At 40.2% G+C, this 14,912-nt stretch carries 9 protein-coding genes; 4 read left to right on the top strand and 5 right to left on the bottom strand.

Annotated features, from left to right (window positions below):
- Window positions 1-4: 4 nt before the first annotated feature.
- From PARA125_RS09870 to PARA125_RS08580, 5 genes are all read right to left on the bottom strand, one after another.
- Window positions 5-175 carry a hypothetical protein gene (locus PARA125_RS09870; protein ID WP_249274305.1) on the bottom strand — a complete coding sequence of 57 codons (171 nt, stop codon included), beginning with the start codon at window positions 173-175 and terminating at the stop codon, window positions 5-7.
- 1,467 nt (window positions 176-1,642) lie between these two features.
- Entirely contained in the window at window positions 1,643-2,674 is a 1,032-nt protein-coding gene (locus tag PARA125_RS08595; RefSeq protein ID WP_213158478.1) for an ABC transporter substrate-binding protein, read from the bottom strand.
- The gene (locus PARA125_RS08590; protein ID WP_213158477.1) at window positions 2,671-3,444 is read right to left on the bottom strand and encodes an ABC transporter permease; all 774 of its coding nucleotides are present in this window, start codon (window positions 3,442-3,444) and stop codon (window positions 2,671-2,673) included. The genes PARA125_RS08595 and PARA125_RS08590 overlap by 4 nt, the downstream gene beginning before the upstream one ends.
- On the bottom strand, window positions 3,441-4,316 hold the full coding sequence (locus PARA125_RS08585) for an ABC transporter permease (RefSeq protein WP_213158476.1): 876 nt from the start codon (window positions 4,314-4,316) through the stop codon (window positions 3,441-3,443). Before PARA125_RS08585 ends, PARA125_RS08590 begins: the two co-directional genes overlap by 4 nt.
- Window positions 4,313-5,491: an ABC transporter ATP-binding protein gene (locus PARA125_RS08580; protein WP_213158475.1), complete on the bottom strand. Its 1,179-nt coding sequence runs from the start codon at window positions 5,489-5,491 to the stop codon at window positions 4,313-4,315. Before PARA125_RS08580 ends, PARA125_RS08585 begins: the two co-directional genes overlap by 4 nt.
- A gap of 358 nt (window positions 5,492-5,849) precedes the next feature.
- Between PARA125_RS08580 and PARA125_RS08575 the strand changes: the two genes are divergently transcribed.
- The 4 genes from PARA125_RS08575 (at window position 5,850) to PARA125_RS08560 (ending at window position 14,098) form a co-directional block, all read left to right on the top strand.
- Window positions 5,850-6,539, top strand: a complete 690-nt coding sequence (locus tag PARA125_RS08575; RefSeq protein ID WP_213158474.1) for a hypothetical protein — start codon at window positions 5,850-5,852, stop codon at window positions 6,537-6,539.
- A 536-nt stretch (window positions 6,540-7,075) separates the two neighbouring features.
- Complete coding sequence (locus PARA125_RS08570; RefSeq protein WP_213158473.1) at window positions 7,076-7,327, top strand: hypothetical protein; 252 nt, start codon at window positions 7,076-7,078, stop codon at window positions 7,325-7,327.
- A gap of 88 nt (window positions 7,328-7,415) precedes the next feature.
- Window positions 7,416-9,764 carry a hypothetical protein gene (locus tag PARA125_RS08565; RefSeq protein WP_213158472.1) on the top strand — a complete coding sequence of 783 codons (2,349 nt, stop codon included), beginning with the start codon at window positions 7,416-7,418 and terminating at the stop codon, window positions 9,762-9,764.
- A gap of 68 nt (window positions 9,765-9,832) precedes the next feature.
- Window positions 9,833-14,098 carry an NACHT domain-containing protein gene (locus tag PARA125_RS08560; RefSeq protein WP_213158471.1) on the top strand — a complete coding sequence of 1,422 codons (4,266 nt, stop codon included), beginning with the start codon at window positions 9,833-9,835 and terminating at the stop codon, window positions 14,096-14,098.
- Window positions 14,099-14,912: the final 814 nt, after the last annotated feature.

Raw genomic sequence — 14,912 nt, 5'->3', positions numbered from 1 at the left:
ATTCCTAAGTTCCAAGGCAAATCGAAGGCTTTACTGAACCGTGGTGTTTTGTGGGTTGTAGGGATTGCAAAGAGATCATCCCCTGAGTAGTTGAAGTAAAGAGCTCTTCCTTTACGTTGAAACCAAGATGGGGATACACCACCATTAAGGGTAAGGCTCCATTTGGCTTCATCATACGGTGTCCCGTAATCACTGCAACCAAAGTCATAATCAAAAGCTGAAAGGCTTTGGGTTGAAGTAAACAAAGTTGTCAAAAACAAAAAGCTTGCATAGATCGTTGATTTAAATTTCATAATTTCCCTCAGTTTCATAAATTGCCTCACAAGATAAGTTTGTGAACCTGAGTGAGCTTTTAGCAAAATAATTTATAATTCTCAAGCATAAAAAATGAAAAAAAATAAAAAAAATGCAAAAAAGCTGTTCTCAAACATTTCTAAGGGCGCTTTTTATTTCTTCTATTTTTTTTGTTTGTTTCATTTCTAACGCTTGTTAAGCGAAGAAATTTTCTAAATAGGGCAAAATATCCTCACTCTTTTCGGTGGTTAATGGCTATGAGGGCAGCTTTTTAAAATTAGGAATAAACCTAGTAAATGTTGCAAAACCTATCGTACTACGGGGGGAGCTTACAGAAGGTAAGAGTTGCGCTTTGCTTGGGGGCGCAAAGTATGACCAAGCCGCGATGGCTTGTTTTGGCACACGGCATAGGTCTGAAATGGGCGTAAAATCTTGTGATTAGCAAAAAAGGAGGAAGGGAAGCGCACGCCTCTTCAGTAATATACGAAGAGTAATTTGAAGAGCTTGCGATCATAACGTGCAAAAAAAAGACAGGTAAATTCTCGTCCTTCTGTCAACTACAGAGCTGGCCGTGCATGATAACTATATCTTGTTATTTAAAGATTGTTATTCTCATGAAATAAGATTAAATTTATCGCCAAGCTTATTTGTAAAATGATATTTTGTTATGAACTTAATTTTTTTGGTGTATTAACTTATTTTTATTAAAAATAATTTTTTTATTGGTCTGCGGGATTTTTAAGGGATTTTTTGGTTTTACGCAAAATAAAAAAGACAAGATGATGTTCTATAAAATTAAAGCTTAATCGCTGATTTTGTTGTGGTTTTATTTAAAAACAAAAAATTTGAAATAAAAAATAAGTAGAATAAATTAATGGATATTGAACACAAGTGAGTTAATTAATACGTTGGAAGGTGTAAAAATAAACAGTTGAGTTTTTGATGAGGATTTATTTCAAAAGGAGGCTTCCTTTAAACCCCCTAGAAGCGTTTCCAATATTCCCTCTTCAAGATAGGTCGCCAGCGAGCCTCTAAAAAGCCTGGTTAATACCTTTGCTAAGCTATCCTATTGTTCATTAAGTGATCAAGGCTCCGCTTTCTAGGCTGGGCAACGATATTCTCCTGAGAGGCATCCAAACGTCCATCGAAAAGGCTTTTAAAAATTTTCAAGGGAAAACGAGAATCTGGCAACTTCGTGGCTTCAGATCTGCAGGGCTCACTTTGGTTGCTCAAAAACTGTTTTTATTAAAATAAGTGAAAACGTTTGAGTAGGGGTAGGAACGCTGTGACATCACCTTTTAGTAGGGGAGAATGGTTCTTTTATAAAAGAGAACCATTCTTCATTCTATTACAGCGCTTCTTTCACAGTTTCCCACGCATTAATATAGCGAATGTTGTCTTCCGCCAAGTCTCGAATCACTTCGGATCTTTGCAAAATTTCGTGGGGAAGATTAAAAGCCGGGTGATTTTTAACTTTGGGAGTAAGGTATTGTCCTGCGGCTGTATTGGGAGAAACAAAGAAAATAAATTCCATATTTTCTGCTGCTCTTTTGGGTTCCAAGAGGAAGTTAATAAAGGCGTGAGCCAATTCGACTTCTAGAGCATTTTTGGGAATGACAATTTCGTCAATTGATATGGTTGTCCCCTCCTGTGGATAGAGAATGCCAATGTTTGCGTCTTCTTGCATGACTTGAATAAGATCGCCACTGAAACCTTGGGTGACTAGGTATTCTGCGCTTGCAATTCCATTTTTATATTGCTCACTTTCAAATTTTGCTAGATTGCGTTTCCAATTGATTAAAGTGGAAGTCGCTTGGGCAATTTGAAAATCGTCGGTTGAATTTAAACTATATCCCAGGCTTTTTAAGGCTGCGCCTAAAGCTTCCCGAACATCGTTGAGCATGGTCATACGTCCTTTTAGGTCGTTGCGTGCAAAAATCTCCCATGAAGGAGAAATACGTTGAACCTTATCTTTGCGATAACCAATGCCTGTATAACTGACCATGTACGGCACCGCCCATTCCAAGGCATGCTCACCTCCAGGAATCGGGTAGCTTAGATCGACATATTTTAAATTGGGGACAAGGGAAGGATTTATTTTTTGAAGGAGCCCTTGCTTATGCATGATTTCCACGTAATAGCTACTCGGAAAAATGAGATCGTATCCTGAAGCGCCAGCTTTCAATTTGGCATACATCGTTTCATTGGATTCAAAGGTATCTAGGACAACTTTGCAATTGAAAGCCTTTTCAAACTCTTCAATCATGACAGGTTTAATATAATCGGACCATCCATAAATATGGAGTTCTTTTTTGCTTGAATTACAGGCGGAAAGCAAAAGCCATAAACCCATCATTCCGTAAAGCACATAGTTTTTCATAATGTTTCTCCTTTGGTTAAATGCTGGGTAATCCAAGCAAGGGCGAATGTTACCACAAGTAGAATAGTTGAAAGCGCATTAATAAGGGGAGTCGATCCAAATTTTATCATTCCATAAACATAAATAGGGAGCGTTGTAGAACCTGGGCCCGCTACAAAAGAGCTGACAATATAATCATCAAGCGACATGGTGAAAGCCAGTAAGGCTCCGGAAATAATCCCTGGAGCAAGGAGAGGGGCAAGAATGCGGCGCGCAATCGTTCCCCAGCAAGCCCCTAAATCTTGGGCAGCTTCAATCACCGCAAAGTCAAAATTTTGAAGTTTTGACCATACAACCATTGTCACATAGCTTACGCAAAAGGTTGTATGGGCAATAAAGATGGTCAATAAGCTCAACGGAATTTTGCTTATCACGAAGAAAAGCAGCAGACTCATCCCCATCAAAATATCAGGAATGACTAAAGGGGAGTAAATGAGAGCATATTGGAGTTGCTGAATACGAGACTTATAACGATAAAGCCCAAATGCCGCAATCGTTCCCATCACGGTCGAAACAACTGTGGCGCTCAAGCCAACAACCAAAGAATTTTTGACCGCCTTCCAGATAGCTCTTTCTTGAAAAAGCTTTTCATACCACTTCAGGGAAAAACCAGTCCAAACCCCTCCAAAGCGGGACTCATTAAAAGAGTTGATCACTAAGATCATAATGGGCAAATACAAGAAGAGTAAAACTAAAATGGTAGCGATCAAAGGAATACGGCTCCGCTTCATGTTCCTCTCCTAATCCCACGTTTTCTTTTTTCAACTCGCCTTTGCAACCAAGCAATAGCTGCCATAGGAACTAAAACGGCGATTGTCAGTAAAGCCGAAAGGGCACTAGCTTGAGGAAGGTTGCGATTCACAAAGGTTTTTTGAACAATTTTATTTCCAATCATTTCGCTACTAGGCCCTCCCACAACATCAGGAATCACATAAGCCCCTAAAGAAGGGATAAAGACCATTAAAATTGCAGTGATCATCCCTTTTTTAATGCCAGGAATGAAGACTTTAAGGAAAGCCTGAAAACGATGTAAGCCTAAGTCAAGAGCTGCTTCGATCAGTTGAAAATTAAATTTTGAAGCTGAGGCATAGACCGGCAAAATGGCAAATGGCAGGTAAGAGTAGACCATCACTAATAAAACAGCCCCAGAATTGTAAAGCAACACAGTGTCTACAGAGACCACATGTAAAAATAAAAGAATACGTTTGGCTAATCCTTCCGGGTGTAGAAGAGATTTCCACGCGAAAATACGGACAATAAAGCTACTCCAAAAGGGGAGAATGGTTAACAGAAGCAAAAGGTGCCTTACCCGCGAATTGGCGCGAGCAAGATAATAACCCATAGGCAGAGCGAGCAAGCAGCAAATAGCGGTTGTTAAAACACTGAGCCAAATAGTGCGCCAAACAATGGCATAGTAACTAGCTGTATTTAAACTTTTAAAAGTCTCTAAAGTCCATCCTTCCCCTACGCCTCCATAAAAATCGAAGGGTTTAAAAGCCAGGGCAAAAATAATCAGGGTTGGGATCAAGAAGAAAATAAGTAGCCATGTGAGGGGGGGAAGAGTGACAAGTAGCTCGCCTGCACGAGATTTTAAAAGCTTCATTCAAAATCCTCTTCTGTTTCATTTTCAGAACTTCCGACTTTTTCAGGTGGAAGTTGAATTAAGCTTTCATCCGAGGCATGCCATATTTTTAACATGTAACCATCATCTGCATGCCAATAAACCCACACTTTTTCTCCCCAAGTAATGGGAATTTGATCCAACAAAAAGCGATTGTGTTGTAATAAGACCGCAATGCGATAATCGCCTGTTCGCACCCAATAGTTTGTATGATCCCCTTTATAAATGATATCATCTACAATGCCTTCAAACAGGTTTTGTCGTTCATGATGTTTCGGTTTTTCGCGCGCGATGTGAATTTTTTCTGGACGAATACTTAAGTGGGCTTGATCTCCTATGTTTAGCTGCTTGTCGTTAAAGCATAAAACATCGGCTAATCCTTCTAATTTTAGTTGGCAATAATCCTGATTGATTTGTTTAATCACCGTGCCATCTAAAAAGTTAGTATCTCCAATAAAGGCTGCCACAAAGCTGCTTTCGGGGGCTTCATATAGCTCTACGGGGGTTCCAATTTGTTCCACTTTACCCTGATGCATTACCGCAATCCGATCGCTGACAGCCATCGCCTCCGTTTGGTCATGTGTGACAAAAAGAAAAGTGATCCCCACTTCATCGTGGATTAAATCGATTTCAAAAAGCATCTTTTGCCGAAGCTTAAGATCCAAAGCAGAGAGAGGCTCATCTAATAGCAACAAGCGAGGCTTATTAATTAAAGCTCGTGCGATTGCCACTCTTTGTTTTTGGCCTCCGCTGATTTGGTCAGGTCTTTTATGCGCCTGATCTTCGAGTTGAATTAATTGCAACATCCGTTCGACTTCACGATTGATTTCGTCCAAAGGACGCTTGGCTACTCGCAGGCCAAAGGCGATATTTTCCCATAAGCTCAGATGAGGAAATAAGGCATAATTTTGAAAAACTGTATTAACAGGCCTCTTATAAGGAGGAAGGTGGGTAATATCTTGGCCATCTAAGAGAATACGCCCTGAATCTGGAAGCTCGAAGCCTGCCACAAGACGCAAAAGGGTTGTTTTGCCACAACCACTTGGGCCTAAAAGAGAAAAAAAATAACCACTTTCAATTGTGAATGAAACGTTGTCAAGAGCGACCACGTCCCCATATTTTTTAGATACCTTTTCAAATTCAAGTTTACCCAACATTCCGTAGCACCTTATTGACTCATATTTTTAGTTTAAATGAACTTCAAAAGTGTAACAAACAATGCACTCCTGTGCAATACATTTAGCCCAAAAATTAACCCCTTGCGCTAGAAAAAACGAGAATTTAAAAATCGCTTTTCAAGGCATACTATAAATGAAACCGGCTAATTTATTGAATATAAATTGGTTTATTTTTCTTTTATAGCGAAAAGAGGGAAGAGGCGTTAGCTAGATTTGTCCAATAATTTGGCTCTCCCTCTCTATTTTCTACAATTCAGAAAGAAGGCAAGCGATTTTCTCCTTGCGAACTGTGGAGTGAAATGGCAAAAGAGAATCGCAGTTTTTATTGAGGGACTTTATGATCACGAGCACGGAACCACACTTTGCAACATTTGATTTATCCCTTTTAGGATTTAGCCTCGGCAATTTGCTGTTGTGTAAAGTAAGAGAGTTAAATCAAGAAGATGATAGGATGCTTCACGTCATTGGATGCATCGCAAGTATGGCTTTATGGGGAGTAGGATTAGCCTATCGGGACGCTCCCGCTTTTCAAAGTGTCAAATGGATGTTTAAACCTTTAGGGCTTCTGGCTTTTATGTCAGCTTGTATTGTGAATGTGGTGGGGCTTAAAGCGATTTTTCAACAGCCTCTGGTAGCCTTAAAGGCTGCAGCCTTCTCGGCTGCTTGGTGTGGAATGAAACGGCTGTATGATAAATGCTACATAGTTGCTAAGAAGCCCCTTACAAAAAATTTGGGCAGTGTGGAGGGCTCTTCTAATCAGCCTCTCTCTGGAAGGATCTCAAAAGATTTAGCGATCACGACTAGCTCTATCTTGCCGCTTGCTCTAACAGGCCAAATCATTCTGCAGTCTACGCCCACGCTTATGAGGGTAACCACTACAACTGTAGCCATGTTGGCGCTGATGGAATTTAGCAGGAATTGGGTTCATTTTAAAGCAAGCCGCACTTATACATGGGTAACGATTAAAGTCGCAATTCCTCTGCTTGCCTGTGCGGGCCTGATCGCATGCACCATTACCCACATTTAAGGTCGTAGCTTTTCCCCTTAAGGAGTCGCATTGTACTCCACTTATAAAGGCAGCGGCTTTCATTTTAAAAGAGAAAATACCCCCTAACAAGGTCATTCTCAAGCAAAACTAAGGAATTCGAGAATTACTTTTGAAAAGGATTGCCAAGCTTTCTAAAGGCGTAATGCCTTTGCTAGTTGGCTGCAAATTGAATTTGTTTTATTCCAAAAATATACGATTCATCCGCAGAAACAGAGCGGATATCTCGAAAGCCGTTATCACTCCCATCTACAAAGCAAGAAAATCTTCCCGTTGTATGGTAATGAGCTAATAGGCAGCATTGTTCACTCAGAGGCAGGGCAAATGTATCCGTAGTTGCTACCGGCCCAGAAATTAGCTACTAAAGTGATAGATTCCTTTATGAAAGAATATCATTAAGGGCTCAACAAAAGGAGCCCAACAAACAAGGCTTTTTGATTTCATCAGCAGGCATTCATCCTGCCTAGCTAAAATATAACCTTAAAAATTTAAAAAAAAATAAAGCTATAGAGAGTAAGGTGGCTCAGGAGAATATAATTTTCATCGAAGTTAAACTCCTAACCTTGGTAAAACCCCAGCAGCAAAAACAGGCTTGCAGCAAAATGGAAGCAAAGCATCCAGGCTATCTTTTAGCACGAGATAATGCATTTTTAAATGTACCTATAGCAGAGTTTTTGCGGAGCCTATATGGAATAAAGAAGCTTGAAACCAAACTAAAAAGCTTGTACAAAACTAAAATTTTAATTAGTTTGGTTGGTAAAGGGATTTAGGAATAGGAATAAATTAATCTCCCATTTCCCAATTTTTAGAAAACATTTTTTACGCAAAACAGAAATGCATTAACCAAAGAGCTTATTTATGATTAATAGTCAATATTTTAGCCACCATTCTAATGATATCAAAGGTTTGAAAGGTAAAGAGTGGGATGATCGCAAATCAGATTATTTGAATGCTATAAAACGAGGCAGGTCTCAAGAGCAAGCCGCTCAAAAAATGCGAGAAAATATTAAGAGTCGCGATATAGTCGACTATGTCAGCTACAATATAGCCATTTCAACGATATTCCCTGATTTTAACTTGAAAGCAAGAGTAAAAGGTACCCTAAAAGTAACACCTAATGGGGAGGATGTCCTTGCCTCGAAATGGTACGAGTTTGTAGTCAAGCAGAGACCAGATCATGAGCCTACAAGTCGAGAAGAGAAGCAAAGTTGTGAGATTAAAATTGACGCCCCTGGGAGCCGCACCTTAACCTCGGATATTGACACCTCTATTCTAACTACGTTTAAAGGCAATAGTTCTTTTTTTGAAAATGCAGTCAGCATATTTAAAGATGAAGAAAAAAAAACGAAAGATGAAGAAAAAAAACTGAAAGAAATAGATTTTGCAGGAAGGGTCACTAAGCAGGTTATCGATAACTTTTATAAATTTTCAGAAAAAGAATTTAAGATGACCTCTTCTACTCATAGAGATTCGAATGCTTATGCCGATACGCTTGCCAAAGATAAAGAAAATTATCCAAAATTTCTGCACGACGAAGAAAATAACCCCTCAATTCATAGAAGGATGCTTTTTACTGTAGAAGAATTTACCCAAGAATTTACACAGCATAAATATCAAAAACACGTGCAAGAAATGGCAGCCAGCTTATTTTCTCTACGCGTTAGCTTAGAAGAAAAAGAATGGAAAGAATTTAAGGATCAAGCCAAGGAGCAGCTAAGAACAATACTTAAAGCAGAGTTGGGGAAGTTGCCTGGGCAGCAATGCGATGCCTATATCTCCGCGTGCGAGCAGGACTATGACAGGATTTTTCGAGAGGTAAAAGACATACATCAAGAACATTCTGAAGCATTAGCAAATAAGGAGAAAGGAAGAGAGGTACAGGGATTACGCCGCACACTACTGAACCCCAAAAAAGATATTAAAATTGCGGCTCTCAATAGGCTCTATGTGGAGTATTTGGAGAAATGTACAAATTGCTATGAGCAAATCCTAGCTTTAAAGAGTAATAAAAAGCCTTTAATGGATCGAATCGATGAATTAGGGGCAGAAAAGGAAGAACTAGGTTACCAGATAACTGGTTTAAAAAAACATATCGAAAGCAATAAAGTTAAAGATGCAGAAACCGAAAAGCTTATTGGAAAAAAAGAAAACAGGCACAATTTATTAGTAGGAGAATACGGAGAAGAAAAAGAACGCCTACGCCGCAACATCCTAGAAACCGCTCGGCTGCAAGTAAAGCTCCATCGTGCTCAAATTCTAGCCAGCACGTTTGCCTATGAGGCGTATGTATGCCGCTCGGCTGTGCACCATGTGGTTAATGGCCAAAAGGGAGCCGAAAACCAGCCTATTTCACAACAAACTCTTTTAGGCTCAGCTCTACAGCAAGTGGGCTTTAAACTTTTGCATACTAATGAATTACTGCACAAAGGTGATTCTTATGAAGAGGTTGCTTATTATACAGCTAAGTATGGGCAGCGGATTTTTAACCTTATTTTTAGTGGGCGAAGGGCGGAGCTTGATAATAACGACATCAAGTATGTAGCCAGAGGCAGAACAGTGGAAGGGTTTCCTCAGCTGGCCTACCTTAAATCTGAACAGGTCAGGAACAATGCTTATGTTACTTTTGAGGAAGAAGAGCTAGCCCTTCTAAATAGCCAAGCAAAAATTATTCAGCGCATCAAGTCAAATTCTAAGGTTTCAGATGCTGATAAGCCTCGAGAAACGCTTGAGTTAATCCAAAAATTATATCCTTTCTCAAATGAAGAGGAAAAAAAGCGTTACTTTGAAAAAGAAAAAAAGCTCTATTTATCAATTAGCGCTAAATTAATCGGCCTGGTGTACGCCTCGCGCTTAAAACACAAGGGATATCTTTGGGGACAAAATCCAAGCATTCCTTTGCTAAATAAAGTTGAAGAAAAAAAAGAAGCAGAATCTTCCATCCCCCTTTCTAATTCAAAGTCTTTACAAACCCCCAAGGTTCCAAAATCTACTAGCGAAGAGGTTATTACAGATCAAGAAGAAGAAACTGTAGATATAGACAGTAAGCAAGATGAAGATTCAACAAGAGTGGTGTTAGGTGTGAAAAGAGTAGTATCAAAAAATGCGGAAATGAAAGGTAATTCTTATGCCCTAATTGCCGCAGGTTATACTGGAGAAATAGCCCTACCATTTTTACCATCGCCGTCTGAAAAAAAAACGGCGAAATAAGTAATCTATCTGGCCAACGTTCCCCTGATAGGTTTAATCGCTGTGAACATAGCTTTGAAGAGCCTTTTATGGCTCTTTCTCCAAACTTGCTCACTAAGCATGGGCTTGTCAGTCCCCAGGTTATCGTTAAAAATCCCCAGCTAAGTGGGCAAAATCCTCAGCTGAATGTGCAAGCTATCACCGTTGTTTATCCACAGGGAGCTCCTGTTCCTAGATTGCCAGGGACAGAGCTTAGAAAACGGTTACAGGCAAAACTAAGCCCGCAATTTCTAGTTAGGTCTCTTCAAAACTATTACCTTTCTCAGGAAACCCTTTCTATTTTCAAAATTAAAGCAGAGCAAGAGTGGGAACTTAAAGTTCCTTTAGAAGAGATTTATGTGCGTTTAGCGATCATTGAAAATCAAGAAAGAAAAATACGCGACCAAGCGCTTGATAAACATTCTGATCGCATTCAAGATGATCGCATCCCAACGTATGAAACCATCTATGAGCCTAAACAGAATATTGAGCTTGAAAAGCTCTTCGAACACAAAAACTTTGAAGAAAAAGATCGTAAAAGGATTTACCTCCAAGGCGCAGCAGGAAGCGGCAAAAGTACCTTATGCCACTACATAGCTTATAGCTGGGCAAAAGGGGAGCTTTGGCAAGGCCTTTTTTCTTGTCTTTTTTGGATTCCTTTGAGAAACCTCACTTTAGGGAAATATCCTCCTGATAAGGATTATACTCCAGCTGGCCTGATAGCTAGGGAATATGCTGGAAAAATTGATCCTAGGGTGATTGAGGCTTGCATAAATAATGCTGCTTTTCGAAAAAAAACTCTATTTATTTTGGATGGTTATGATGAACTCTCCTCAGAGGCCCAAGGAAACTCCAGCCTCGCTAAAGTCTTTAAGGAGCTAAAAGAATTATTTCCCCATATTCTAATTACCTCAAGACCTGGAAGCTGCTTTTTTGACCGCTCTTGCGAGATAGAACTTCTAGGCTTTGATAAAAAAGGGATCGGCCGCTATATCGATAGATTCTTTACACAAGTTAAAGCCGAAGAGAAAAAAGAAAAGTTTTGCCAACTATTAAAAAACTCTCCCTACGTTGCAAATCTTGCGCAAATTCCCCTTCACTTAACTCTGTTGTGTTGCCTCTTTAACGAAGACCCAGAATTGTTTGATGCCAAGCAATCCATTACAATGACTGCTATTTATGAACGGATGATTAGCTGGATGTATAAATGGTTTATATTGAGAAGAATCGACCAAGGCAGCCCTGAACAAAACAAGGAGCAAATTCTGGCAGAGAAAAACCTACGCCTAAATCCAAAAGTGGCTGAATTCGCCACTGCTTTTGAAGAAATGGCCGATTTTGCTATGAAAAATGATACCCTTTATCTAAGCAAGCAAGAAATCGAAAGCTTTAGAGGTAACAAGCTCTCATCCAATGAGCTCGCAGATTGCGGGCTTATGCGCATTCCCGAAGAAAGAGGGTATTTTATTCATTTAACTTTTCAAGAATTTCTAACTGCTTCAAAAGTGGCTAATCAATATCTTACTCTTAATAAAAAAGAGAGGCAAGCCTGCCAACAATTTGTGCGAAAGTACAAGTTTGAGCCCCGCTATAACTTAGTTTTGCGCATGATCGCCGGCTACCTTTCCCTTGCTGTTTCCAATAATCGGCTTTATTTAGACTCCAACCCCTTGCAGCAGTTCTTTGATGACTTGTTTGCAGGGCCTTATGATTTAGCTGTCAGAAACGAGCTCACTTTAATTGCACAGTGCTTTGAAGAATGCCAAAATCCTAGTGTAGTGAGCCAGTATAAAGGCTTTGTGAAGCTTTTAAAAGATTATATTAAATATCTCTGTAGGCTGGGTTTAGAATTTGACCAATTATTGAGTAATAAAGATTTTCTTAGCTATTCCGCAGTAGTGCATTCTGTTGAAGAATTGCTCGCCGAGCCCGAGATAACTGAAAATATGCTAGGAAACCTTGAAAGACTTGTAAGTAGAGGTCACAAGCTAACTCCAAACATAATAGAATGGGTGATACAGGTGCTTAGGGGTCCTAACAACAGCCGTGTTGCTGAAAATCTTGCTAGGAATGTTTTAAGAAAAGCAGCGGAGCAAAAGGGCGGGCTTTCTCAAGAAGTACTAGTCTCTCTCATCCATACTTTTAGAGAAGGGGAGAATAAAGATAAAGATTGGAGTGCCTCTGCTCTAACGGCAGCGGCAGAACAAGGAGAGCTTCCTAAAAAAGCGATAGCTGCTCTTATTCATGTTCTAGAAGAAGGTAATGTTTGGGCTAAAGGTTACGCCGCTTCTGTCCTAGACGCTGCGGCAAAAGAAGGGGGGACGATCCCTCAAGAAGCGCTAACCGCTCTCATCGATGTTCTCAAAGAAGGAGAGAAGTGGCCTAAGCGTTGTGCTACTTTTGCCCTGGGAGCTTTGGTAAAACAAGGAGGGATGCTTTCACAAGAAGCGCTAGCTGCTCTCGTTAAGGTTCTTAAAGAAGGGGAAGAGTGGGATAAAGTGTCGGCTGTTTTGGCTCTAGAAGCAATAGGAAAAGAAGGAGGGACGTTTTCTCAAAAAGCGCTAACCGTCCTTATTGATGTTCTTAAAGAAGGCGATATTAGGGCTAAACCTTTTATTGCTTCGTCTCTAGGAGCAGTGGTACAACAAGGAGGGATACTTTCACAAGAGGTGCTAGCTGCTCTCATCGCTGCTCTCAAAAAAGGTGAAGGTTGTGATAAAGCTTCGGTTGCTTTGGCGTTAGGAGTTGTAGCAAAACAAAGAGGGATGCTTTCACAACAAGCGCTAGCTGCTCTCATTGACGTTCTTAAAGAAGGTAAAGAGAGTGATAGAGTTTCGGTCGCTTCGGCCCTAGAAGTGGTAGCAAAACAAGGAGAAACGCTTCTTCCAGAATTGTTAGTTGCTTTCATCCATGTCCTTAAAGAAGGTAAGGATTGGGCTAAACCTTTTATTGCTTCTATGCTAGGGACGATGGCAAAACGCGAAGAAGAGCTTTCTCAACAAGCTTTAGCTATTCTCATCCATGTTCTCAAAGAAGGCAAGGATTGGGCTAAAGGTTGTGCTGCTTCGGCTCTAGGGGCAGCGGTACAACAAGGGGAGGAGCTTCCTGAAGAAGTACTAGTTGTTCTCATCGATGTTCTTAAAAAAGGAGAGGATTGGGCTAAACCCTTTGCTGCTTCGTCTTTGGGAAATATGATAAAAAAAGGAAAAGAGCTTCCTGAAGAGGCTTTAATTGCTCTCATTGATATTCTCAAAAAAGGTAATGGTAGGGGTAAAGATTATGCTGCTCATGCTTTAGGATTAGTAGCAAAACAAAGAAGAAAGCTTCCTGAAGAGGCTTTAGATGCTCTCATTAATATTCTTAAAGAAAGTGGTACGACGACCACCGATTCTATTGCTTTTGCTTTAGGAGCTATCGTAAAAGAAGGCGGGATGCTTTCTGAAAAAGCGCTAGATGCTCTTATTCATGTCCTTAAAGAAGGTGAAAATTGGGCTAAAGGTGGGGCTGCTTTTGCCCTAGAGGCTGGGGTACAACAAGGCGGAGTTCTTCCTGAAAAAGCGCTAAACGTTCTTATTCATGTTCTTAAAGAGCGGGAAGGTTTGGCTTGGGCTCAAGAATTTGCTGCTTCTGCTCTAGGAACAGTGGCAAAGCAAGGAATAGAACTTCCTCAAGAAGCACTATCTGCTCTTATCCGCTTGGCTAGAGAAGGTAAGGATGGGGCTCAAGGTTCCGCTGTTTCGGCTTTAGCAGCTGTGGTAAAGCAAGGAAAGAAACTTCCTAAAGAATTGCTAGCTTCTATTATTCAAGCCCTTGAAAAAGATGAGAGTTGGACTAGAGATCCTGCTGCTTCCAAAGTGGGAACTGTGATAATACACGGAATGAAGCTTTCTAAAGAAGAACTCTTTGCTTTCATTCAAGCCCTCAAAAAGGGTGATAATAGGGCTAAAAATTCTGCTGCTTCTGCGCTAGGAGCTGTAGCAAAACAAGGAGGAGAGCTCGCTAAAGAATTGTTAACCGCTCTTATCCAAATTGTTGAGGAAGGGGATGTTTGGACCAAAAAATTTGTGGCCCAAGCTTTAAAAAAGGCTGATAGAAATGCTTTTCTAAAAATTGATAGCAAGGCATTTGTTCTAGTTGCCGAGCTTTGTTTCTTTACTGCTGATAGCATGTATGTTCAAAACCAACAAATTCAAATTTCTGACAAAAGAGCAGCTTATTCATCTGGGTGCAACCTAGAGCTTAGCTACGATGAAATAAGAAAAAAGCTACCTAGCAGGCTTAGAGAGTGGCGTGAAAAAGTAGACAAGCTTAGCTAGCCAGAAGCTAACAGGGAACTTTGGTTTAAGTTTGATGCCAAAATAGGCTGGTGTCATAATTTCTTAGTACTTTAGAGGCGATTAACTGCTCGCGGATGCTTCCTACTTATAATACGCTCTGCAAAAGCTGTTTTAGGAAGTAAGCGATAAGGACATGTTTTGGTAAACCCAACTAAGGAGGATAATTAAAGATCGGATTGGAAAGGTACTGAGATATTGCAAAAGCACCATTCAGAAGAGGGAGCGTCCTTATAATCAACATTAGGTGGAAGACTTAAAATCATAGGAAGAAAAAGGCTCCCACTTCTGAGGAAGAAATAGCTTTTATAAAAGGGTTAGAAAAAGGGCCTCGAAGAGAAGAGCAACTAAGGCGCCTTTCGTTTGTACGGCCTTCAATCTGTTTTGAAAAAAGAATCGGGAAAAGTTGATATGAGCGGAGGCTTGAGAGTTTTTACGTTGCTTAGGGAATAAGCCCTTAGCCTCTTGCCCTCAGTACTATAAAGCCTGTCACTATAGGCAAGCAACCTTTAAAAAATCCCGAAATCATATCCCATTTAGCTACATCCTTCTCTCAAGAAATCGAGATGTAGCTTGAAGATGAAATCAGATTAGGCCAACAAAAAACCTTTAGTAAGGCATAGGCAGAAGGAAGGCGGCCTAAAGCTTCCAAACAAATCGACAAAGCCTGCATGGTCGCTAAAGCTATTTAACCTAAAAAGGAAAAAAGAGCATGAAGGTTATAAAGAACTAGAAAATTTAGCTATTTCTTCTTGGAGGAAAGCCCGCCTAAATACCGAAAGGATAGAAGCCTATG

This window comes from Parachlamydia sp. AcF125 (assembly GCF_018342475.1).
Lineage (GTDB): Bacteria > Chlamydiota > Chlamydiia > Chlamydiales > Parachlamydiaceae > Parachlamydia.
The sequence above is the reverse complement of the archived record's forward strand: the minus strand, read 5'-3'. Positions and strand labels throughout refer to the sequence as shown.

What these genes read in the sequence shown, in the direction of transcription:
- PARA125_RS08560 (WP_213158471.1), top strand. Translation starts at nt 9,833, where the DNA reads ATGGCTCTTTCTCCAAACTTGCTCACTAAGCATGGGCTTGTCAGTCCC.
- PARA125_RS08575 (WP_213158474.1), top strand. Translation starts at nt 5,850, where the DNA reads ATGATCACGAGCACGGAACCACACTTTGCAACATTTGATTTATCCCTT.
- PARA125_RS08580 (WP_213158475.1), bottom strand. Translation starts at nt 5,491, where the DNA reads ATGTTGGGTAAACTTGAATTTGAAAAGGTATCTAAAAAATATGGGGAC.
- PARA125_RS08590 (WP_213158477.1), bottom strand. Translation starts at nt 3,444, where the DNA reads ATGAAGCGGAGCCGTATTCCTTTGATCGCTACCATTTTAGTTTTACTC.
- PARA125_RS08595 (WP_213158478.1), bottom strand. Translation starts at nt 2,674, where the DNA reads ATGAAAAACTATGTGCTTTACGGAATGATGGGTTTATGGCTTTTGCTT.
- PARA125_RS08585 (WP_213158476.1), bottom strand. Translation starts at nt 4,316, where the DNA reads ATGAAGCTTTTAAAATCTCGTGCAGGCGAGCTACTTGTCACTCTTCCC.
- PARA125_RS08565 (WP_213158472.1), top strand. Translation starts at nt 7,416, where the DNA reads ATGATTAATAGTCAATATTTTAGCCACCATTCTAATGATATCAAAGGT.
- PARA125_RS09870 (WP_249274305.1), bottom strand. Translation starts at nt 175, where the DNA reads ATGATGAAGCCAAATGGAGCCTTACCCTTAATGGTGGTGTATCCCCAT.